We start from the raw sequence: 22277 nt of genomic DNA, 5'->3' as shown, positions 1-22277 counted from the left end.
TCGTCCCAGACGCGGATCGCGCGGTCGGCGCCCTTGGCGAGGGCCTGCCGGATCGTCTGCTCGCAGTCCTCGGGACCGATCGTCACCGTGACGACTTCGTCGGCAATGCCCCCTTCCTGGAGCTGGACGGCCTCCTCGACGGCGTAGTCGTCCCACTCGTTGAGATCGGTGCCGAGGTACTGCTCGGCGATCGTCGTTCCCTCGATCTCGAACTCGTTTTCGACGGTCGAGACCTCTTTAACTGTGACTAGTATTTTCATCTTTGTGGCACAAATCGGTAAAAGGAACGCTTATGATCAGCTGGCCCATCGATTTCGACGATTTTCAGTTCAACCGGGTCGCCGATTTCGAGGTCGCCGTAGCTGGCGTCGTCAATCCGAGCTGAGAGTTTTATTGGACCTAAATCTACGGCAGCGACGACGTACGGAACGTCGTGCTCGCTCAGCCCTAGCGGCAGGCCGCCACGTACTTCCGAGAAAGCGAATAGTTCACCTTCGTGAGGGAGTTCGACGTACTCGAGATTATCACCCGTACATTCCGGACAGACGATCCGAGGCGGAAAGTGAATTTCCTCACAGTCACAACACTGTGTCGTTGTTAACTGTCCCTCTTGGAGATTGCCGTAGAATTCGTGTATCTGTGTCTGATCTTCGGTCTGCAAATCGTAGAAATCGAGCAGTCGCGGTAGTTCGATCTCTTCGGGCACCGAGATGCGTTCTCTTTTACCACTATTGGAATCTGTCGTATCAGTCATCGTTGATCACGGTCTAAGACCATTACGCTGTGGACCGACCCGCTTCCACTCAAGTTGTGGAGAAGCCCGGTCGTCGGGTTATCTACCTGGCGATCATCCGCGACGGTACCTTGGAACTGCTGGGTAATTTCCAGTGCCTGTGAAACGCCTGTCGCGCCTAGCGGGTGACCACAGCCGAGCAGGCCGCCACGAGGGTTAACCGCGACATCACCATCGATGTAGCTGCGGCCGTCTTCGATAAACTGACCCCCTTTGCCTTCCTCGGCGAAACCCAGTTCCTCGTACTCGATAATTTCGCTGATCGAGAAGCAGTCGTGAATCTCCGCGACGTCGATCTCGGCAAGCGGATCGTCGATACCGGCCTGATCGTACGCCGACTGGGAGGCTTTGCGGGCTTGGGGCCAACCATCGAACGACGGAAGGTTGTTGATCGAGTTGCCTGCCATCGAGGATTGCCCGCTACCGGTGATCCAGGCGGCCGTATCGGTGACCTCACGTGCTTTCTCTTCGCTCATCAGGATTACGCCCGCCGCACCGTCGGTGATCCCACTGCAGTCGTAGAGATGTAGCGGCGGGGCGATTTCTGGCGAATCGGTAATCTCGTCTGGATCGATTTCCGACTGGAACTGGGCGAACTCCGTTTTCGAGGCGTTAGTCTTATTCTTAGCGGCGACCAGTGAGAGTTGTTCGCGAGTCGTGCCATACTCATGCATGTGCCGCTGGGCATACCACGCGAAAAACGGCGGAGCGGCCAGTCCGTTGACTCCGTCGAACTCTCGGTCGAGCACGTTCGCCATCGAGGACTGAACCTCAGGCATGTGTTCGCGGCCGAGGTTCATTTTCTCGACGCCCAACACAAGCGCGACGTCGAGCTGACCGGCTGCGATTGCGAGCCAGGCGTACCGAAGCGCCGCTTGACCGCTTGCACACGCCAGTTCGGTTCGGGCGATCATCTCGTCGACGTCGATGCCGAGTAGTTCCGCCACCATCGGCGCGACGTGCGTCTGGTTGGCGAACCGCTCGGGCTGGACGGCTCCGACGAATAGTCCCTCGATATCTTCGGGACCGACATCGGGGATAGCGTCGAATGTCGCTTTGCCACCCTCCTGAGCCAGGTCCTTCCAAGTGGCCTTTCGGTCGCCCCAGTTAGTCTGTCCCCCACCGACGATTGCGACGTTTCGCGTCATCTCACTCACCTTCGAATTGTGGCTCGCGATTCTGGCGGAACGCCGTTACGCCCTCGAACATATCGTCGGTGGTCGACAGCAGTGCGAATGCCTGTTTCTCCATCGTGAGGGCGGCGTCGAGGCTGGCTTCCTGGCCGTCGTTGATGACCCGCTTTGCGGCCTTGAGTGCGATTGGCGGGCCCGATACTAGATCGGAGAGGACGCTGTTAACGGTGTCCTCGAACTCATCGGCGGGAACGGCGTGATTGAGGATCCCCCACTCCTCGGCCTGCGTGGCGTCGAACTGCAGACCGCGGAAGACCATCTCCTTCGTTCGCGCTTCGCCGACGAGCCTGACGAGACGCTGAGTCGCGCCACCGCCGGGGATCAATCCGAGATTGGATTCCGGCGTCCCGATCTGCGAGTCTTCGGTTGCGATTCGGATGTCACAAGCGAGCGCCAGTTCGAGGCCCGCTCCGAGACAGAAACCGTTGATCTTGGCGACGGTTGGCCGGTCAAACTCGGCGACGGTTGTGAACATTTCGTCGACATCCATGATGTCGGTCGGTTCGCCTGCTGTGAAGCCCGTGATATCCGCGCCTGAACTGAACGCTTTCTGTCCAGCCCCACTGAAGACGACACAGGAGACCTCGTCGGTATCGACGTCGCTCAGGAGTCGATCTATCTCCATGAACATGTCCTCCGACATCGAATTCATGCGCTCCTGGCGGTCGAGCGTGACCTCCAGCACCCCGTTGTCGTCGATTTCCCACTCGAGGTAATGATAGGGTGGATCGACCCGATAGTCATAAAAGCCCTTACCAGCGTTCTCTCCGGTGAAACCCTCTTCAACGAGTTCGACAAGATAGTCAGCAGGCTCGTACCGTTCGGCACCGTACTCCGCATACAGATTCTCGAGTTTCTGGAGAACGCTATCGAGTCCGATACGGTCTCCACGTCGACACATCCCCTCGGGGAAGTTCCCGCCGAGACGAAGCCCAATATCGATCGCTTCGGGCGTCGCGACGTCATTGCCGACGAGCCACGCCGCCTTATTGATCATTACTGCTTCAATTCGAAGCGTATCTACGTCGCTGATATCTTCCGGATCGTAGTTGACCCCGTCCCCGTTTTCGTAGTCGTAGAAACCCTTGCCGCTCTTTTTTCCTAAGTTGTCGCTCTCAACCTTCTTTTCGATAGCCGGAGAGACGGGTTGATCGGATTCATTGCGGTAGTGATACGCAATATCGATCCCGCCGAAGTCGTTGAGTTCGAACGGTCCCATCGGATATCCGCGCTCGTAGACCATCGTTGCGTCGGTCTCGCGAGTCGTCACCTCGTCGTTCGAGAGCATCCACGCCGCTTCCTCCATAAACGGCACGAGAACGGTGTTAACAACGAAACCGTGAACGTCTTTCCGAACGTAGATCGGCGTCTTATCGACCGATTCCGCCCAGTCGTAGGCGAGTTCGGCCGTCTCGTCGGTTGTCGCCTCGCCGTAAGTGACTTCGACGAGGTCCATCTTTACCGGTGGATTGAAAAAGTGCAGGCCGACAACTTGATCGGGTCGATCGGTCGCTGATGCGATCTCTGAGATTGAGAGGCTCGAGGTGTTCGACGCTAGAATCGCGTGGTCTGGCGCATGTTTGTCGACCGATGAAAACGTGTCCTCCTTGATCTCCAACTGCTCGGGAACAGCCTCGATGACCAGGTCCGCGTCGGAGACAGCCTCGGCAAGTTCCGTCGTCGTGTCGATCCGCTCGAGGACGGTCTCGGCAGATTCGTCGATTTGGCCCTTCTCTGCGAGTTTCTCGACGCTCCACTCGATGTTTTCGTAACCGTCTTGAACGAGTTCCGCCTCGATGTCCCGTAACGTTACGTCGTAGCCACCGAGCGCGGCAACCTCCGCGATCCCGTGACCCATGCTACCGGCACCGAGCACTGCTACTCGTTTAATGAGTTCGTTCGCCATCACGAGCCGATTTGTTACACCATTACATATATTTTTGGAATACGGTATGCGCTGACATTACCGGGTCGAAAGCCACGGTCCAACTGACGCTTCGCGGAGACGCCCGTGTCGAAAACTGCTCACGGATCGCAGTAGGCGCTACGAGTGTGTCAGTCACACGACCGTGATTTGTCCGAGGCGGAGACGGAAGGATCACAGTTCGGCTTGGTCTGTCGAAGCGGAGACAATCGCGAGTGCCGTTCCGGTATTAACCAGTTCGAAACTGGATCGAACGTCGGATATCGTACTGAATGAGACCAATTTAGCTGAAAAACACCTACTGACGCGGGGACCGACTGGATAGGGCGTCCTTTTCGCTCTGTCCGTTTCTATCCAACATGGTCGAACGGCTTAATAGACGGAGCCGTATAGGTGACTTTATGCCCGGTATGAAATCCGTTCGACGTGCCTTCGACGTGATAGACGTCTTGTGGAAGCTCGACGGCGCAGGTCCGACTGAGGTCGCAAACGAGATGGACGTCCCGCAGAGTACGGCTCACGTCTACCTACAGACGCTCCAATCGACGGGCTACGTCGTAAACGCTTCCGGCACCTATGAACTCAGTCATGCGTTTCTTTCGATGGGATCACGGATCAAGCACCGAAATAAGATCTATCAAGTTTCACAGCAACCGCTTCAGGACTTAGCTGACGAGACTGGAGAGCTCGCAACGGTCGTCATCGAAGAAGAAGGCGAGTGTGTTTTCCTTCACAACGTCTCCGGAGAGAAGTCGATCGAACTAGGGCTGTACGCCGGACTCACTACGCCGCTTTACTCGCACGCAGCAGGGAAAGCGATCCTCTCGCAGCTTTCCGTTGATCGCGTAAACGAAATCATCGATAGACAGGGTCTCTCTCCGGTCACGAGCGAAACGATAACAGATAGAGAGAGGCTTCTCAAAGAACTCGAGACGGTCCGGTCGGACGGCTATGCTGTCGACTGGGATCAGCAGATCGAGGGAATGGGAACGATCGGGATTCCGATCGTAGTCGACGATCAGGTCCGGGGTAGCATTAGTATCGCGTGCCCGACGGAACGAGTAAAGGACAAATCGTATCGAGCGAAACTGCTGAACAAGCTCCGAGAGACCAACGAGACGGTCACCATCAAGTATCAGTACGGCAGCTAACTATCGGATTCGGGTACTATCCTTCGTCTCCAATATCGGTCGAACCGTCGGCCAAATTTCGCTCGTTACGGCGTTCGATCAGAGTAGTCCGACGAGATTGACCGCGTGGGTCAGTACGGCGCTGATCGGGATCAGGACGAGAGTTCGAGTGACGAAGATCGCAACAACGTCGCGGAATCGGACCGGAATGTCCGTGAACATATCCATCATCATCGGGCCGGATGCAGCGAGGAAGAGGATCTGTCCGCTCACGACGAGGATGACGAAGAACTTCGCCATCGGGGCGAGTCCAACCGCCGTCAGCGCACCGACGTACATGTCGGCGAACCCGATGATAAGAGCCGACGCGACGACATCCGCGTCGGGAATACCGAACGCCGCAATAACGGGCTCGAGCGGAGCAGAGATGATCTGGAATAGCTGCGTGTTGTGATACGAGACGAGGACTAGCGTTCCGACGGCGACGACGGTACCGGTGATCGTGGCAGTCAAAACGATCCCGTCGATAAGCCCTTTCCAGCCCGCTCGAACGGACGAGGTTCCCCTGGACTCCTCCATCGCTTCGCTGATAGCGAGTCGGACGTAGCCCCCGACCGACCCCGTGAGGTTCGGTTCGACGTTCGGTTCCGTGATGTACTCTTCGGGGATGCGCGAGAGCGGCGGGATACGGATCGTAACGACCGCCGCGGCGACAATCGCGACGAGGTAGGCGAGTAGAATCACCGGGAAGATGTGAATCAGATCGAATGCAGCGGCGAAGACACCGATCGTCCCGATGCTTCCCGTCCCGAAACACGAACAGATAATGAAGACTTCTCGCTTATTGTAGCCGCCGCGTTCGAACACTTTGCGGGTGACGTAGAAACCGATCGCGAACGAGCCCGCCCACGACGCGGCACCGTCGAGCGCCGACCGTCCGGGAAGTCCGAACAGCGGTTGCATGATCGGGCGAGCCAACGTTCCGACGAATTCCAGGGCGCCACACTCGATGAGCATATTGACGAAGACCGACCCGAGCGGGATGATTATCACGATACTCAGGATCAGCGTTCCCCAGACGACGCCAGCAACATCGGGATCGAGAATCAGCGGCGGACCGATATCGAAGAAGTACCCGGTCGCAATCGCTGCACCGACGATCCGAAGCGCCCAGAAAGCGGTATTCGTCTCCCAGAGTTCGAGACTTAACCGCTCCGCGGTCCGTTCTTCGAGCGAGTAGAGCTCTCGGAAATGAAACTCTGTGATTGTCGTCAGCGCAGCCGACCCGAGAACCATCAGCCAGGCCATACCCAGGACGTACTGGGTAAAGTTGGCCTCGATAATACCGACAAAGATATCGAACGGAACTGTAACCGTATTCTCCCAGGGGACCGGAAGGACGAAGAACGCTAATCCGACGACAAAAACCGTGACGAACCGAAAGAACGGGAGTGCCTTGGTTTCGGTTAAGGAACTCTCATCGATCCGTCTTTCATCAGGATCAACGCTTTCCCATGTCTCTGCATCACTACGCCAGGAGTCTTGACGAAGCATACTATGCCATGAGAACACAACTCACTATAATTGTTTCGGATGGTCTGGTAAGCGGTTCGTTGAGCGAGATCGAACACGGAAATTCGATGGGATACAGCATTAGATACGGCAGCCGTGATTCAATTGCTACCGCTCTCGAACTTACCTTCTCAATACTATCCAAGATTATTGGATGAGGTGCTCGTCTTCTCCGCTGGTTAGTAGAAGTCATGAAAAATACTACCACTTCCAATTACAACAGTACCCCTGTAATTAGTAGCCGCCCTAACCAGAGTTACTGTTAAAAGCTGGCCAGAACTGAGAGGCAATCCAACCATTTTGGATCTATACACTACCGTTCGCAACTGTATTCCGCAGCAGATCCAACTATTCGATACTCGGTCCCAATTTACCGGTATTGCGTATTAGATAGGCTAAATCGCCTCACTGATAATCAGGAATTATGCCAAGCCGAGTCTAGATTGGCGCAATCCGTAAATTTAGGTAACACGGTCGATAATCGTGTGATATGGACTTCGCGATATCGCCCGAACAGCAGGCAATGCTTGAGGAGATCCGCCGATTCGGTGAAAACGAGATCGAACCGGTCGCAGGTGAATACGACCGAGAAGAGAAATATCCCCACGAGATCATGGAGAAAGCCGCCGAAATGGGGATTCTCGGTTCGGCGTTCCCGATCGAATACGGAGGTGCCGAGTACTCGATCCTCGAACGGGCATTACTGATAGAGGAACTGTTTGCGATCGATCCCGGAATCGCTCTCTGTATTACGTCCGCGGATTTCGGGAGCGAAGCGATCCTCGAGTTCGGGACCGAAGAACAGAAAGAGCGGTATCTACCTCCCATTACGTCGGGTGAAGCGGTGATGGGAGCGGCGATTTCCGAACCTCACGCCGGCTCCGACGTGACGTCGCTGTCGACGCATGCGGAAAAGGACGGCGACGAATGGGTGATCAACGGCAACAAGATGTGGATCACGAACGGGACGGTGGGCGACTACTTCGTCGTTCTCTGCGAAACGGATCCTGACAGCGACAGCCGTCATGGCGGATACTCGCAGCTCATCGTCGAGGCCTACCGAGATGGATTCAACGCTAAAAAGATCAGCGGGAAGATGGGCGTTCGTGCCAGTCCGACGGCGGAGTTGATCCTCGACAACGTTCGCGTTCCCGAGGAGAATCTCGTTGGAACGCGCGGAGAAGGGTTTTATCAACAGATGCAGTTCTTCGACGAGACACGTGTGACCGTTGGGGCACAGGGGGTCGGCATCGCGAAGGGAGCCGCTGATCGTGCACGTGAATACGCCCAGGAACGCGAGCAATTCGATCACCCGATTTCCGAGTTTCAGGCAATCCAGCACAAGCTCGCGGAGATGTATACCAATATCGAGGCAGCGCGTCAGCTCACGTATAAGGCCGCCTGGGCCGCCGATAACGACGATATCGACGGCACTCGGTTCTCCTCGATGGCCAAAGAGTACGGCTCTCGCGTGGCCGTCGACGTCGCTGACGACGCCGTCCAGATCCACGGTGGAGCGGGCTACGTAGACGACTTCGACGTCGAGCGGTTCTACCGTGACGCCAAGATCACTCAGATCTACGAGGGAACGACCGAAGTGCAGAAGAACATCATCGCTCGAGAGCTGTTTTAGTTCGATATTCGACGATCCTTGGAATATTTTGGCTAAACAAAAGTTATATACTGGTAGAGATGGCCACACAAATACGACCATGATGGATTACGATCTCACGCTAACGAAAACACTTACGCGAGCAGTCGAACAGTTCGGACACAAGGAAATCGTCACCAGACTCGATGACGGTAGCTACCACCGCTACACTTACGCCGACGCTTACGAGCGTATCTGTCAGCTGGCACATGCCCTCGACGAGTACGGTCTCGAGAGGGGCGAACGGGTCGCAGTGATGGCAGCGAACCATTATCGCCATTACGAGCTGTATTACGGTCCCTCTTGCAGCGGACGGAGCATTCACATGACGAACCATCGGCTTCCCAAAGAACACCTGATCAAAATCATCAACGAAGCCGAAGATCGTCTGCTGTTCGTCGACCCAGCATTTCTGGAGACAATCGAGTCGATCGCTTTTAAGCTCGATACCGTCGAACAGTACGTTGTACTCGACGACGAGGTCCCCGAGACGTCGCTATCATCGGTCACAGATTACGAATCGTTTATCGGTGACCATTCGACCGAGTACGAGTGGCCCGATCTCGACGAGGAAACGGAATGCGGGATCTGTTACACTTCCGGCACGACCGGTGTTCCCAAGGGTGCAAGTTACTCCCACCGTGGCCTGTACCTGTTGAGCATGTCCTACGGTGCGAAGGATAGCTTCGGGATCTGCGAGGAGGACGTCATCCTCCCGGTCGTACCGATGTTCCACGTCAATGGCTGGTGTCTTCCGTACAGTGGAACCCTCTACGGGTCGTCGTTCGTGCTTCCCGGTACGCATACCGACCTCGAAGACATTGAGGGAATGATCCGAGATGAGAGAGTAACGATCGCCGCGGCGGTACCGACGATCTGGACGGAGATGGCGACGTATATCGACGAGAACCCGGAGGCCGATATCAGCACGCTCGATCGGATTCTGACGGGCGGAAGTTCGCCGCCACCGGCGATCATGCGTCGGTTCGACGAAGAGTTCGACGCGCCGATCATTCAAGGGTACGGCATGACCGAAGCCTCCCCGCATCTGGTCAATACGCTCGTAACGACTGAGGTTCAGGAACTTTCACCGGAAGAGCAGTACGAACTCCGAACGAAACCCGGCCAGCCGACGCCCGGCGTGGAGCTCAGGCTTCGTGATCGAAGCGGAGAGCCAGTCCCTCACGACGGCGAGTCGACGGGCGAAATCCAGGCTCGAAGCCCGTGGGTTATCGACGAGTACTACGATCGGCCAGAGGCGACCGAGGAGTCGTTTACTGACGACGGCTGGTTCAAAACCGGCGACATCGGTACGATCGACGAGTACGGATACCTCGAGGTAGTCGATCGCCTCGACGACGTAATCAAGAGCGGAGGGGAGTGGATCTCCTCGGTAGAACTTGAGAACGAGTTGATGGCTCACGAGGCGGTGGTCGAAGCAACGGTTGTCAGCGTTGACCACGAACGCTGGCAGGAACGACCGGTTGCCTACGTGGTAACAACTCGAAACACCGCTGAGGAAGACCTTCGAAACCACCTCCTCGATCGGTTTCCGAAATGGTGGCTGCCGGACGCGTTCGTGTTCGTGGATAGTATTCCGCGTACGTCGACTGGCAAGTACGACAAACAATCGCTTCGAACGGCATTTAACGACGAGTACGGATCACTACCGATCGAAATGGAGGCCGTTGACCGACAGGTGGAGTGACGCTGAACAGTACCGATCAATCTTCAGCAATCGTCTGCTGACGATACAACTACCGGTCCTAAACGCAAATCTTCACAGTAAGATCAAACACAACTAATAATAGTAATAGAATGATTTATATACACTTAGGTAAAATACTTGCAATATGTGTTTGCGAGCCAGTAACGCAACAGTTCAAAGTATAAGCGATAGATCCACTGTATACAGGGAGGGAATATAATGGCATTTGTACACGCAGTCGCCTTCATTGTGATCGGCAACCTGATCCTATTTACGGGGACCATCTGGTTCGGGCTAAATTTTGAGGGATCGCTCAGTACTGAGGACGCAAAGTCTGGATCTGAAACCGAGGTGACGACTCCAACAGACGTTGAGGGAGGGTCATGACCATGTCCTGGCTACTCCCGCTCCAAACGTGGGGCGGTGAACTTGACGTCGCATATAGCAGTGACATAGCCATTATATTCATCGCAGTTTTTGCCGTATCGATGATCGTGATCGGAATTCTCGCCGGTCGATACCAGTCTAACGAGGAGGACTACTTCGCGGGCGGTCGACGGTCCGGTCTCCTCGTCATCGCGCTTTCGATCTTCGCATCAATTCAGAGTGGGTGGGGAATTATCGGGTTCTCTGGCCAATCGTATACGCTTGGATTTGAATTTATCGCGTTCCTAAGTGTTCTCAACGGTGCCGCGATTTTCTTCGCATACTGGATGCTCGGTCGAAAGATGCGGACATTGGGCGCGTACAAGGACGCTATCACGATGCCAGACGCTATGTATTACCGGTTCGGTGAGGACGACAACGTCCGCCTGCTGGGCTCGATTAGTGTTTTCCTGGGCTGTGTGGGATATCTCGCCGCCCAGTATGGAGCGCTGGGACTCATCGGAGCGCTCGTCCTCCCCGTTGGATTCCTAGAGTCGCTCGTTCTAGGGCTCATTGTCGTCGGGTTCTACACCGCCGTCGGTGGCATTCTCGCAGCGCTGTGGTCTGACGCGATTCAGGCCGTAATCATGGTGCTTGGTGGTGTGCTTACCGCATACTACATGTACACCGGAAACGGCGGCATAGACAATACAATCTCCACCCTGCAGTCAGATGCGCCGCAATATTTCAACTTCACGAGTCTTGGTGAAGCTGGATCCCTCCCACTCGGATTCATTCTGCTGTTCGTGTTGCTTTGTGTCACGGCCCCTGGACTGCCTCAGGCTACGACGAAATTCTACATGGTCCGTCGGACAGCCATCTTAAAGTGGGGTGCGGCCATCTCCGCTATCGCGTACCTCATGACCTCACTGTACTGGTGGACTGGTCCAGTAATGCGGGCCGCTGTCTTGCAGGGCCAATTCGGCGGCGAAATTCCCAATCCGGACACGACGCTCCCGCTGGCAATGGTCGAGTATGCACCACCGGTCGTTACGGCGCTCGTGCTTACTGCGATTATTGCGGCGATTATGTCGACGAGCAATGCGTTTCTAAACATCGGTGCGTCAGCCGTCGTCCACGATACCCTCCAAGAGTACATGGGATATGACCTCAGCGACAAGCAACAGGTTCGTTACAGCCGTATTACGACAGTCGCAATCTTGGCCGGCGCAGCTGTGCTCGCAGGGTCGTTCCCGGGTCTGGTCTTCGTGCTCGGCGCTGCCGGGTGGGCGATCTTCGCTGCCGTCCTGTTCCCGGCTGTCGCCGTCGCTTACAACTGGAAAGGCGCGACCAAGGAAGGGGTCCTCTGGGGTGGTTCTATCGGACTGATAGCCACAATCATCCTGGCGTACGCCGCTGAATACTTCGGCCTTAGTTTCCCGCTTGGTATGGATCTCCTTGCCGGCCAGTTAGGGAATCTCATCGGGTTCATCGTGTTCTTCGTCGTGTCGTACTTTACGAGTACCGCAGAATACGACGACCTTGAAGACGAGGAGATTCGAGCGATAATTGACATGGGGAGGGTCAAAGGTGCCATCCCTGGCCCGACGCCACAGGAAGGTCATAACACTACCGTTACCGACGGGGGCGAGGAATCCCAATCGGCCGATTGACCGCTGTTTACCCTTTAATCAGAACAGTTTCTAATCAGAATGTAACTTAATCTTCACCGATGGAGACACCGTTTGAGGAGAGTTGTATCGAGTTGGATAACGATCCCAAACGTAACATCCTAAATTTACGAACACATTTGACCTGAACTACTCGAGTGAGAGCGCTGCCAAACTGGATTCGGGTTAATTAGAGCTGTTACCGAGATCTAACGCGTTTCGAAACGTCGATGTGAGACGTTCCGTTGTCCATCCATCCTCAGTTATCGCGGTTCGCTTGATCTCCGGATCTGAGACAACACTAATAGAATCGCCGACCGCACGAATCGTCCGTCCCGTAATGCCGGCTGCGTCATCGCTCATGAGCGCAGCGACGACGGGGGCGACTTTTTCCGGCGATTTCGATTCGTCCTCGAGAATATCTTCGGTCATTCGCGTGTATGCAATCGGCAGCAGTGCGTTTACCCGGACGTTCGACTGCGATAGCTCTTGCGCCGCCGTTCGTGTAAGTCCGAGGACGCCGGCCTTTGCCGCACTGTAGTTCGCCTGACCGACGTTTCCGAGCGCCGATGGACTCGTTACACTAACGAACGATCGTTCCGTGGAAAGTCCGTGTTCGGCCTCTCGGTCACGTTGCCGCCAGTGTCGAGCGAGGTTTCGGAGGAGCGAGAAGTGGCCGCGAAGGTGGACGTGGATAACGTCGTCCCACTCGTCGCCGGACATGTCCGTGAGATATGTATCGCGCAGAATACCGGCATAGTTCACCGCACCATCGATCCGCCCGTACTCCTGGAGTACGTCTTCGACGAGAGTTTCCGTGTATTCGAGGCTGGTTATGTCGCCGAAGTGCGCCATAGCCCTGCCGCCGTCAGCCTCGATCCGCTTGGCGGTCGCTGCGGCAGGTTCCTCGGCTTCGCCCTCTCCCTCGAGGGATGTCCCCAGGTCAGTTACGACGACCGTCGCTCCGTTTGTCGCAAGTTCGAGTGCCGTGGCCCGTCCGAGATCACCGCCACCACCGGCGACGATACAGACCTTTCCATCGAGAAGTTCGCTCATCTATGGTGTTCGATCACCCTCTACGATCATAAAATTGATCGATTCACGGCTATACAGTCCACCAGAACGGTCTCGCGATACGGACTGTATGGAACCGGTTCAAAGTCGAAAAACTGAAATACTATGTGAGTGATGGTAGATCATACCACGTTCAGATAGCGTGGCGTCGTACGCTTACAACCATGAAGCAGCCCCTACTCACTACGGACTTCCTGGACCGCGCAGTCAATCTATTCGGCGATGACGTCGGTATCGTCGCCGACGACGGAACGGAATTCACGTACAACGAAGTCGGTGATCGGGTTGACAGGTTATCGAACGCACTTCGCGAGAGGGGAGTCGAAAAGGGAAGCCGCGTTGCACTTCTTTCGAAGAATTCGCACTACTTTATCGAAACGCTATACGCGACGATGCAACTCGGAGCAGTGTTCGTTCCGCTAAACTTCCGACTTCAGCCGGAAGAGTACGACTATCTTGTCGACGACTGCGATCCGACCGTGTTTATAACAGATGACCAACATGCGGAAAAAGTGGCACACCTGAGAGGCGACAACGATACCGGCGAGTGGATCGCATACGATGCCGACGAGGTTGATGGTCAGTGGGACGATTACGAGCGCGTTCTCGAGGAGGCGCCGTCCGAGTCACCGGAGCGCCCCGATATCTCGGAAGACGACGACGCGACGATTCTCTACACGTCCGGAACCACAGGTGATCCGAAAGGCGTCGTTCACACCCACCGGAGTCAACACTATCACGCGATGGTCCACTCCCACCACGTGGAATTCGAGGACGACGACGTCTTACTGTGGACCTCACCGATGTTTCACCTCAACGGCTGGGGGCACATCTACGGTCTCACCGGCATCGGCGGCAAACACGTCGTCGTCCGGGACTTCGACCCCGCAACTGTGTTTGAGCGCATCAACGAGTACGACGTTTCGTTTATGGGTGGTGCGCCGACAGTACTCAACCTACTGCTAGAGCACAACGAAAATCACGACATTCGGACCAGTGGTGAGAATCCGGTTCGTGTTGAAACGGCCGCGAGTCCGCCGCCGAAGCGAACGATTCGACTGACAGAGGAAGAACTCGGTTGGCGTATTATTCACGCGTACGGTTCCACGGAGACGGGACCGCTTGTCGCGACGAGTAATTCGAGGCGACGAATGCAAAACGGCGACAAGTACGATATCATCAATAAACCGGGATTCGCTACGCTGAACACGGAAATCCGCGTCGTCGATCGAGACGGGAACGACGTTCCGTTAGACGATCAAACGAAGGGAGAAGTCATCGTGCAGGGGAACCAGGTACTCGACCGGTATTGGAACAAACCGGCTATGACCGAAGAGGTGTTCAACGACCGCGTCGAAGGGTGGTTTCACACTGGTGACATCGCAACGATGGACGAGAACAAGATGATCTCTATCGTCGATCGGAAGAAAGATATCATCATCTCGGGTGGAGAAAACATTTCGACAATCGAAGTACAGGATGTTATCTACGAACACCCAGATATCAGGCTCGCAGCGGTCATCGGCGTTCCGCATAAAAAGTGGGGTGAGACCCCGAAAGCTCTCGTCGTTACGCAAGACGGTTCGGATCTTACGGAAAACGATCTCATTGAATTTACCCGTGAACGACTCGCGCACTACAAGTGTCCGACGAGTGTGGAATTCCGTGATGAACTTCCACAGACGTCGACAGGTAAAATTCAGAAGTTCGAACTTCGCGACGAGTACTGGGGAAACGAAGAAGCAAACGTGAACTGAATCGATCCACTGACGAGCTAGCCGGAAACCAGTTGGTCATCGTCTAGTGTCTCGCGTTCGGATCGATTGTAACGGGTGTGGGGCGGAGGCGGTAGCTATTTCACCCGATAGGTTCGACTCTGCGTTGCCATGTCCTCTCACGATACACCGATCCGTGTTGATCACGTGGGTATCGCCGTCGAATCCGTGAGCGACGCTGAACCTCTGCTTCTCGCTCTCGGCTGTGAAAAGATTACGGAAGACACCGTTGAGGATCGATTTCATTGGGTTTACTACGCACTCGGAGACGGATCTCGAATTGAGCTTATCGAACCCGTTGCCGACGAGACGTTTCTCACGGCGTATCTCGCTGAACACGGGCCGGGGCTTCATCACGTGACGCTCGAGGTCGCGGATATCGATGCAGTCATCGAGACGCTGGAGGTGAACGATTTCCCTGTCGTCGACTATCAGGAGTATAATGAGTGGACGGAAGTGTTCGTTTCTCCACGAACGTCTACTGGAACGCTATTCCAACTGATGGAGTATTCCGACGATTATCCCGAGAGTCAAGGAATGGAACCCGAATCCCTGTACGTGAGCGGTCATCGAGTAGGCGGAGAGTGGAATGAGTCGAGTTAGATAGGGCAGCCATCCGTGCTGTTGTATTTTAATAATCATATATATGCAGATCGGTTGAGAAAGATTCGATACACTACTATTTCACCATCGATTCGGCTGACACTCGTCTATCAGACGATCATTTATATTGTATTTTCTACACAATATAACGATACGCGCTCACCGGTTAACTCCCGTAAACTGCGGAAGCGTTCGACGTACATACTAAAAGTACGAAACCACTCTTTCAATGAGATTTCGAGCTCCAGTGTTGTCCCGATTGGCCGATTCGTACAGAAAGAGCGACACTACACAACTAATCGGCAAGACAATCTCTCAAGTAATCGATACGCCAACGTGGTTGTTGACCGGCCCCATGTCGATCGATTGATGCGATATCGAAAATCATCGTCCCCTTAGTAGCGTTGCAGTAGACGAGCAAGAACAATTGCCGATTGCTCCGATCGCGGTTGACGCAACCGCGATCGGTGCAGTTTCGCCGGGCACAGCATGTGAAGCGTTCTGATAGCAAATTTCACTCTCACAGGCGACGGCGAGTCTGGTGCGCTAGCGATCGACCGGTATACCGATATCAGACCGTCCCGTGAGAGCGCGCAACGCCGCGTTCAGCGAGAACCGTCGCTGTTTCGAACGGAAGACGATCCCTAGAACGGGTACTCGCGGGGCTCGTGCTGGAGCGAAATCCACTTTTTCTCGGTGACTTCTTCGAGGAAGTCCTCACTGTTGTATCCGCCCATACCGGAAGCACCGGTGCCGCCGAAGGGAACGTGCGCCTCGTCGTTGATCGGTTGATCGTTCACGTGAACCATGCCCGTCTCCAGACGCTCGGCGATGGCTTTTCCGATGCCGAGATCGCCAGCGTGGACCGATCCCGAGAGCCCGTATTCGGTACTGTTCGCCAACTCGACGGCTTCGTCGATGTCCGAGAAAGGAATGACGGGTGCAATCGGACCGAAGTGCTCGAAGCAGGCGGCGGACATGTCGTTGGTGACGTCCGAGAGTACCGTCGGCGCGACAACCAGCGAGTCGTCGACACCGTCGATCGGAACCGTCTCACCGCCGGTTTCGAGGGTCGCACCGGCGTCGAGCGTCTCGTCGACGTACTCGAGCATCTCCTCGCGCTGCGATTCGTCGATGATCGGTCCGACGATCGTATCGGGATCGTGAGCCGGTCCGACGGGCAACGCCTCCGCACGTTCGGTGAGTCGGTCGACGTACTCGTCGTAGACGTCCTCATGGACGAGATGTCGGTTGATCGAAATACAGACCTGACCCTGATGGACGAAGCTACCGAAGGTCGCCGCATCGATCGCTGTCTCGAGGTCGGCCTCGTCCGTAACAATGTGGACGTTGTTACCGCCCAGTTCCATGGCGGCGACAGCGAGATTTTCGCCGGCCTTGGAGGCGACTCGTCGGCCAACCGGTGTCGATCCGGTGAAGGAGACGACATCGCTTTCAGGGTGACTGGCGACTCTGTCGCCGATTTCGGAGCCGCGGCCGGTAACGACGTTGAGAACGCCGTCAGGGAAGCCGGCCTCCTCGAACAGCCGAGCGAAGAGCAAGCCCCCGACGACGGGCGTGTTCGTCGATGGCTTGAGCACGACAGTATTACCGGCAGCTACTGCGGGTGCGACCGCACGCATCGAGAGGTTTAGGGGGAAATTCCACGGCGAGATTACCGTGACAACGCCCTTCGGATCCCGTTCGACGATATTCTCTTTGTCGGGAACGTTCGAACGAACGTGCTCGCCTTTCATCCGCCGTGGAAGCGTCGCGGCTTCGGCGAGTTGGTCCTCGGCGAGATGAAGCGAGGTATTCGCCATGACGGTCGAGCCTCCCGCTTCGACCGTCAGCAGGTCCGCAATCTCTTCGCTGTGATCCTCGAAGGCGTCCAGCAACTCTCGGACGAGTTCCTCTCGGCGAGCGGGCGGGGTCGCCGCCCACTTGTTTTGCGCGTCAGCCGCTGCTTCGTAGGCTTCGTCCACGTCGGCGTCGATACCCGACGGAACGTGCGTAATCGTTTCGCGCGTCGACGGATTCTCGACGGCAATCGTCTCGTCGCTGGCGGAATCGGTCCATTCGCCGTCGATGTAGAGTTGATCCCACTTCCCCTCGATGCCGTACGGTGACTGACTTTGCTGAGCCATGTGTGTACGTTTGACGTATAGATAATTAACCTTTGGAATACTGGTGTCGAGGTCTAACAACCGTAATCTCTCGATTCATCGCTTAGTGATGTATCTTGTACGGAGAACCGGCTTGTGGCGACGAGAGAGGTCCCCATTTATCTGGTCGGAAGAAATACAGTGGTGGAGGGCAGAATCACTAGTATGACGAACGTACTCGTTTGTGTCGATACGGATGTCGAGCGAGCCAGGAAACAGGCCAACTCAATCGTCGAGTTACCGCTGCAAACGGACGAAGTCGAAATCGAACTCTATCACGTCTTCCGAGCGAGTGACGAGGATGCGGACGCCGGAAACCTCAACTCGGTAGCCACGGCGAACGAACTGCTCGAGAAAGCGGGATTTAGTGTCACGGTCTCTCAGTCGAGCGGCGACGCAACGCGGAACATTCTGGACAGAGCAACGGAGATAGACGCCGATGTCATCAGTCTCGCCGGCCGAAAACGTTCGCCGACTGGAAAGGTACTTTTCGGTAGCGTAACACAAGACGTTGTCCTGAAATCGGGTCGAACAGTCCTGCTAAGTACGGACAACTGACGAGAAGTCATCTTTTTCACTGACGATAATCTTACTCCCCCTTTGTCGTCCCTTTGAACTCCGAATCAGATGTGCTATCCTAGAGTCGAGAACGGGTCTTTCGTTCTTCCCTCAACACTTGTTCGCTCATGTGAAACAGCTGGTGGTGTGTGTTAGCCGTTGTACTGGAGAAATTTACAACAGTATTGGTGTAATTTGGAGTGAGATAGAGATAGTGATGTCCCTAAAGAGGAGCTAAAGACGTGGTAGCATTCCGTATTCTGGAGTGAAAGCATGACTGAGGAACTTGTTTCCTTATAGCGAACACATCGTAGCTGTTCCCCACCACACACATTAGCAATATTACGAAGAGGTTATATAAGGGAAGTTCAGTAGAATACCTATGGGAAAACCCGAACGAGATGGACGATCTATCAAGTCAGATGAAACCTTATTCGCTATCATCGAATGTCTCAAATCACTCGAGAGCGCCGGCGTAACGGAACTCGCTCAGCAACTCGATCTAGCCAAGAGCACGGTACACAAACACCTGGTCAGCCTCGAGCAGCACCGATACGTCGTCAACGAGGGCGGCCAGTACCGACTCGGCCTTCAGTTTTTCAACGTCGGCGTTCACGTTCGGAACCAGTACGACGCCTATCACGCGGCGAAGGAGCGCGTTGACAGATTGGCGTACGAGACGGGTGAAACGACCTGGTTCCTCGTTCACGAGAACGGGTTGGGAATGTTCGCGTACGGCGTTCCACAGAACGAGTCGTTCTCGTTCGATTCGACGATCGGCACGTGGGTCAACCTTCACTCGAACTCGGGCGGGAAGGCGATTCTAGCTCACCTTCCGGAAATGGAGGTACGGGACATCCTCGAACACCACGGTCTTCCGGCTCATACCGAGAACACGATCGTCGAACGAGAAGCGCTGTTCGACGAGTTAGCGACTATCCGGGAACGGGGGTATGCGATGAACTTCAGGGAGGATCTTCGAGGGCTGCATGCGATCGCAGCACCGATTATCAGCGATGGACGACCAGTGGCTGCCGTCACGATCGCCGGGGCGGCGAATCGACTCACGAAGGATAGGCTGGCACGTGAACTCCGCGAGCCGCTGCTCGAGGCCGTCGACGACATCGAACTCCACTTGGTGTACGGGTAGGGCGGTCGGATGCCGACGACCGGGAGCGCGGCGAACGGAGGCGTCGGCACGATGCAGACCGCCGCTACTCGCATCTACCTTGAGACGCGTTACGTTCGCCGTAGCGAGGCGCTAATAGCGTACGAGAAGCCGTCCGAACAGCACTTCGTCACGGACAGACCCGACGATCGATACAGTTTCCGAGGGAGAAAATCGTTTTCCGCCCGTAGCAGGGTCCGGCTCGAGCCGTCGGTCGTGCTCTCACTGGCGGTCCATAATCATTAATACACTCTATACCGGGGGTAACACATAACGAACCGACCAATGAATCTCACAGACGCATTCGAGCGGTCCGTTCAATGTCACTCGTCGAAGACGGCGCTTGTCGTCGACGGCGAGCAGTCCCTGACGTATGGCGATCTGGACGAACGGACGACTCGGCTCGCAAACGCGTTAGATGTTCGGATCCCGAACGAACGAGTCGCGACGCTCGCGCTGACGAGTCCGATCGCGATCGAGGTGATGCTCGCGAGCCAAAAGCGAGGGCTCGGGAACGTCCAGCTTCCCTTCCGGGAGAGTTCTGGAACGCTCGCGTCGATGCTTGAGCCAACGGAAGCGTCTCTTCTCGTCTTCGATGACGCGAACGCTGAAAAGGCGCTTTCGGTGCTCGATCGTTCGGAGATCGAGATGGCGATTCATGATGGCAAGAAGTCCATCGATCGCGACAATGTCGAGCACTACGAAGAGGTAATCGCGGACGCGTCGACGGACGATATCGACCCGCATCCGGACTGCGAACACGGCATCCTCTACACGAGCGGAACGACGAACACGCCGAAAGCGGTGTCGTTCGATCAGGAACAGCTGTGGTACGGCAGCACTCAGGTGATCATGGAGATGGGGATCGAGGAGACGGATACGGCACTCGTGACGACGCCGTGGTACCATATGGTGACGACTGACGCGTGGATGCTTCCTCACTTGCAGGCGGGTGCCACCCTCGTCGTTCAATCCGAATTCGATCCTACCGAATCCCTGCGGCTCATCCAGAAATATGGCGTGACGGGGCTACTCGCGGTGCCGACGCAGTTGCATGCGCTCGCGGATACCCAAGAAGACGAGGAGTACGACGTCGACAGCCTCTCGTACATCCGAACCGGCGGTTCGATAGTCACGGAACGATTGATCGAAAAGACCTCCGAGCAGTTGTCCGACGGTGTCTACAACACTTACGGATTGACGGAGGGCGGTCCGAACCTGACGTTCGCTCATCCGTCGCTCCAGGAGGAGCACCCGGGAACCATCGGGAGGGAGTCGTTCACCTGGGAGCTCCGAGTCGTGGAAGCGGTTGGCCCGGAGGAGGATCCCGACCCGTCCGCAATCGTCGGCCCGGGAGAGACGGGGGAGATCCTCGCTCGTAGTCCCGGCATGAGCAACGGTTACATGGACAGTCCCGAGGAGACTGATAGGCTTCTGGTCGACGGCTGGCTTCGGACGGGCGACTGCGCCGAACTCGACGAGGACGGTTGCCTGTATATCACCGGGCGCGTGGACAACATGATAGTTACCGGCGGCGAGAACGTGTACCCTGAGGAAGTCGAGGATATCGTCGAATCTCACGATCTGATCGAGGAAGCCGTCGTTGTCGGGCGCGAAGACGAACGCTGGGGCCATCGTGTGACCTGTGTCGTGTACGCCGACGGATCGACAGAGTGCGAGATCGACGATCTCGATCGGTTTTGTAAGAAACACGACGAATTGGCCGACTTCAAGCGTCCACGCGAGTACGAGATAGCTGACGAACCGCTCCCACGAACCGAAACGGGAACGATCGAACGGGACTCGATCCACACCGAGTTCTTCGACGAGTAAACCGGTTCCGGAGAACCGATTTCATAGTCATAGCAACAGATTACTCGGCATCACGCTGCGGAACGACAAAGGAGTTCGATACCGCGTGGTTCTCTTCGGTGACGACGGTCGGGACTCCCCTACGAAGCGCCGAAAAAAGGGTCGATCGATCGACGGCGTTACTCGTCTTTCTGACTCTTCTGGACGTCGACGTCCTCAAAGGCGAGATCGCGTTCGGTAACTTCGACGGTCATCGAACCGACGCTCTCGATCTCAGCGTCGATGGTGTCGCCGCCCTCGATCGCACTGACGCCCTCCGGCGTCCCGGTCGTGATAACGTCGCCGGCCTCGATGGTGGCGCCGATCGAGGCGTACTCGACGATATCGGCGCAGCTGTAGATCATGCCACCGGTATTCTGCTGCTGTTTGGTCTCGCCGTTGAGCTGGAGTTCCATCTCGAGATCGTGGGGGTCGTCGATCTCGTCCGGCGTCGCGACGCAGGGACCGATGATCGTGAACGTGTCGTAGGATTTCCGGTTCGAGCGGTCCTGATCGCCGCGGACGGAGACGTCCAGCAGGATCGTGTAACCCAGGATCGCGTCCCAGACGTCGTCGGCGTCGACGTCCTTTACGTCTTCGCCCATGACGAATCCGAGCTCGATCTCGTGGTCGACGCGGCGGTCGGTAAAGGGCAGTTCGATGCCGTCCTCCGGTCCGGCGACGCTCGAGGGTGCCTTGAGGAAATAACCCTTATCCTCGATCGTAAACCACTCCTCGGTGACGATGTCCTTGTCGGCCAGCGCCTCCTCGACGTGGTTTTCGTAGTTCAGCGGCGCCGCGATCACCTTCCCGGGGCGACGAACAGGCGATTCGATGGTGACTTCCCCTCGGTCGTAGTCGGGAGATTCACCCTCGTATTCGCTCGCGTCGAGATCCTTGCGGGCGTACTCCTTGAGCGGGTCGTTCGTCTCGAGGCCGAGTCGGTCCGTGACGTCGACGATGCCGCTGTCGGTCAGCAGTCCAAGCCGATCGTCGTTGAATCTAATGAGTTGCACAGTAGGTGCACTGCCAGCCGTCCACATAAATCATCCTTTCTCCGTTGAGGACGATGGCGA

General features: G+C 56.0%; 19 protein-coding genes and 1 pseudogene. 11 read left to right on the top strand and 9 right to left on the bottom strand.

Features of this window, described 5'->3' with window-relative positions:
• From GWG54_RS15660 to GWG54_RS15645, 4 genes are all read right to left on the bottom strand, one after another.
• The coding region (locus GWG54_RS15660; RefSeq protein WP_394352931.1) for an electron transfer flavoprotein subunit beta/FixA family protein at positions 1-260 on the bottom strand (260 nt) is incomplete at its 3' end.
• Entirely contained in the window at positions 257-754 is a 498-nt protein-coding gene (locus GWG54_RS15655) for a Zn-ribbon domain-containing OB-fold protein (protein WP_167938662.1), read from the bottom strand. The genes GWG54_RS15660 and GWG54_RS15655, both read right to left, overlap by 4 nt.
• Positions 751-1941 (bottom strand): beta-ketoacyl synthase N-terminal-like domain-containing protein, encoded by a 1191-nt coding sequence (locus GWG54_RS15650; protein ID WP_167938661.1) that lies wholly within the window; start codon positions 1939-1941, stop codon positions 751-753. Before GWG54_RS15650 ends, GWG54_RS15655 begins: the two co-directional genes overlap by 4 nt.
• Before the next feature lies 1 nt (position 1942).
• On the bottom strand, positions 1943-3892 hold the full coding sequence (locus GWG54_RS15645; RefSeq protein WP_167938660.1) for a 3-hydroxyacyl-CoA dehydrogenase/enoyl-CoA hydratase family protein: 1950 nt from the start codon (positions 3890-3892) through the stop codon (positions 1943-1945).
• Positions 3893-4311: 419 nt separating this feature from the next.
• Between GWG54_RS15645 and GWG54_RS15640 the strand changes: the two genes are divergently transcribed.
• On the top strand, positions 4312-5061 hold the full coding sequence (locus GWG54_RS15640; protein ID WP_209438480.1) for an IclR family transcriptional regulator: 750 nt from the start codon (positions 4312-4314) through the stop codon (positions 5059-5061).
• Positions 5062-5139: 78 nt separating this feature from the next.
• Here GWG54_RS15640 and GWG54_RS15635 read toward each other — a convergent pair whose 3' ends face one another.
• Complete coding sequence (locus tag GWG54_RS15635; RefSeq protein WP_167938659.1) at positions 5140-6594, bottom strand: YjiH family protein; 1455 nt, start codon at positions 6592-6594, stop codon at positions 5140-5142.
• A gap of 508 nt (positions 6595-7102) precedes the next feature.
• On the opposite strand from GWG54_RS15635, the gene GWG54_RS15630 reads away from it, so the two are divergent.
• The 4 genes from GWG54_RS15630 (at position 7103) to GWG54_RS15615 (ending at position 12010) form a co-directional block, all read left to right on the top strand.
• Positions 7103-8245, top strand: a complete 1143-nt coding sequence (locus tag GWG54_RS15630) for an acyl-CoA dehydrogenase family protein (protein WP_167938658.1) — start codon at positions 7103-7105, stop codon at positions 8243-8245.
• Positions 8246-8327: 82 nt separating this feature from the next.
• Positions 8328-9971, top strand: a complete 1644-nt coding sequence (locus tag GWG54_RS15625) for a long-chain fatty acid--CoA ligase (RefSeq protein ID WP_209438479.1) — start codon at positions 8328-8330, stop codon at positions 9969-9971.
• Positions 9972-10190: 219 nt separating this feature from the next.
• Positions 10191-10358, top strand: coding sequence for a hypothetical protein (locus tag GWG54_RS15620; protein ID WP_167938656.1), 168 nt, complete (start codon positions 10191-10193; stop codon positions 10356-10358).
• A gap of 2 nt (positions 10359-10360) precedes the next feature.
• Complete coding sequence (locus GWG54_RS15615) at positions 10361-12010, top strand: sodium:solute symporter (protein WP_245242828.1); 1650 nt, start codon at positions 10361-10363, stop codon at positions 12008-12010.
• Between the two features lie 183 nt (positions 12011-12193).
• Here the strand turns inward: GWG54_RS15615 and GWG54_RS15610 are convergent, their stop codons facing one another.
• The gene (locus GWG54_RS15610; protein WP_167938654.1) at positions 12194-13063 is read right to left on the bottom strand and encodes an SDR family NAD(P)-dependent oxidoreductase; all 870 of its coding nucleotides are present in this window, start codon (positions 13061-13063) and stop codon (positions 12194-12196) included.
• Between the two features lie 182 nt (positions 13064-13245).
• On the opposite strand from GWG54_RS15610, the gene GWG54_RS15605 reads away from it, so the two are divergent.
• Complete coding sequence (locus GWG54_RS15605) at positions 13246-14838, top strand: long-chain-fatty-acid--CoA ligase (RefSeq protein ID WP_167938653.1); 1593 nt, start codon at positions 13246-13248, stop codon at positions 14836-14838.
• A 129-nt stretch (positions 14839-14967) separates the two neighbouring features.
• A complete protein-coding gene (locus GWG54_RS15600; protein ID WP_167938652.1) occupies positions 14968-15459 on the top strand; it encodes a VOC family protein in 492 nt (163 codons plus the stop codon).
• Positions 15460-16103: 644 nt separating this feature from the next.
• On the opposite strand, the gene GWG54_RS15595 is transcribed toward GWG54_RS15600, so the two are convergent.
• Positions 16104-17606, bottom strand: a complete 1503-nt coding sequence (locus tag GWG54_RS15595) for an aldehyde dehydrogenase family protein (RefSeq protein WP_167938651.1) — start codon at positions 17604-17606, stop codon at positions 16104-16106.
• A gap of 183 nt (positions 17607-17789) precedes the next feature.
• On the opposite strand from GWG54_RS15595, the gene GWG54_RS15590 reads away from it, so the two are divergent.
• Positions 17790-18182 carry a universal stress protein gene (locus GWG54_RS15590; RefSeq protein WP_167938650.1) on the top strand — a complete coding sequence of 131 codons (393 nt, stop codon included), beginning with the start codon at positions 17790-17792 and terminating at the stop codon, positions 18180-18182.
• Positions 18183-18564: 382 nt separating this feature from the next.
• Positions 18565-18687 (top strand): annotated as a pseudogene (locus tag GWG54_RS20935) (IclR family transcriptional regulator); the annotation flags it as partial.
• Here the strand turns inward: GWG54_RS20935 and GWG54_RS20930 are convergent.
• Entirely contained in the window at positions 18685-18891 is a 207-nt protein-coding gene (locus tag GWG54_RS20930; protein ID WP_245242831.1) for a hypothetical protein, read from the bottom strand. The pseudogene GWG54_RS20935 and the gene GWG54_RS20930 overlap by 3 nt on opposite strands.
• 15 nt (positions 18892-18906) lie before the next feature.
• Between GWG54_RS20930 and GWG54_RS20925 the strand changes: the two genes are divergently transcribed.
• Together GWG54_RS20925 and GWG54_RS15580 are read left to right on the top strand one after the other, a co-directional pair.
• Positions 18907-19332 carry an IclR family transcriptional regulator gene (locus GWG54_RS20925; RefSeq protein ID WP_245242830.1) on the top strand — a complete coding sequence of 142 codons (426 nt, stop codon included), beginning with the start codon at positions 18907-18909 and terminating at the stop codon, positions 19330-19332.
• Positions 19333-19635: 303 nt separating this feature from the next.
• Positions 19636-21183 (top strand): class I adenylate-forming enzyme family protein, encoded by a 1548-nt coding sequence (locus GWG54_RS15580; RefSeq protein ID WP_167938648.1) that lies wholly within the window; start codon positions 19636-19638, stop codon positions 21181-21183.
• A 158-nt stretch (positions 21184-21341) separates the two neighbouring features.
• Here the strand turns inward: GWG54_RS15580 and GWG54_RS15575 are convergent, their stop codons facing one another.
• Positions 21342-22217, bottom strand: coding sequence for a fumarylacetoacetate hydrolase family protein (locus tag GWG54_RS15575; RefSeq protein WP_167938647.1), 876 nt, complete (start codon positions 22215-22217; stop codon positions 21342-21344).
• Between the last annotated feature and the right edge of the window lie 60 nt (positions 22218-22277).

The sequence above is a fragment of the Natronococcus sp. JC468 genome (assembly GCF_012163165.1).
Classification (GTDB): Archaea; Halobacteriota; Halobacteria; order Halobacteriales; family Natrialbaceae; genus Natronococcus; species Natronococcus jeotgali.
Note: the sequence above shows the minus strand (reverse complement) of the source record. Positions and strands in the feature narration are given on the sequence as shown.